Here is an 879-nt window from a genome sequence, read left to right on the forward strand (position 1 = left end):
CTGCAGCTGGGCAACGGCGGCACCAGCGGCAGCATCGTCGGCAACGTCACCGACAATGGCACCCTGGCATTCGACCGCAGCGACACGCTCACCTACGGCGGCGTGGTCTCCGGAACTGGCGCCCTGGTGCAGATGGGCACCGGCACCACGGTGCTCACGGGTACCAGCACCTACAGCGGCCCGACCACCGTGCAGACCGGCACGCTGACCGTCAAAGGCTCGATAAGCTCGCCCGTGACCGTACTGTCAGCGGGAACCCTGGCCGGATCCGGCACGGTGAACGGCAACGTGGTGAACCAGGGGGTGGTCTGGCCTGGAAACCCGGTGGCTGGAGATACCGGTTACGGGGCGCTGACGATACGCGGCAACTACAGCGACCCGCAGGGGCAGGTGGTTTTCAACACGTTCCTGGGCACGGATGGCTCGCCGTCGAGCCGGCTGGTGCTGGACAGCGGGACCACGATCGGAACGAGCGCAGTGGTCGTGCATCCCACCGGCACCAGCGGCGTGGAGACCCTGAACAACGGTATCCGCCTGGTTCAGGCCGTCAACGGCGGCACCACGGCGCCAGGCGCATTCGTGCTCAATGGGGAGTTGCGCGCCGGGAATCTCGACTACCGCCTGTTCAGAGGCAGTGCCGACGGCAGCGCACCCCAGGACTGGTTCCTGCGCTCCGACTTCATCGTGCCGCCAACGTCGGGGCAATCACTCCCGTCGGAACCAGACGGTATCCCCCCGGGTGACTCACTGCCGGTCAATCCGCCGCCGAGCCAGCTGGCACCGGCGAAGTATCCAATCATCGGTCCGGAGACCGCCACCTACTCGGTGGTGCAGCCCATCGCGAGGCAACTGGGTCTCACCACGCTGGGCACGCTGCAT

Annotated in this window: 1 protein-coding gene; it reads left to right on the forward strand. The window is 67.0% G+C overall.

Features of this window, described 5'->3' with window-relative positions; translation table 11 throughout:
* Positions 1–879: autotransporter-associated beta strand repeat-containing protein (locus M3I54_RS44425; RefSeq protein ID WP_375542337.1), on the forward strand; the 879-nt coding region annotated here is incomplete at both ends.

Source organism: Paraburkholderia sp. CNPSo 3274 (assembly GCF_024206475.1).
Lineage (GTDB): Bacteria > Pseudomonadota > Gammaproteobacteria > Burkholderiales > Burkholderiaceae > Paraburkholderia.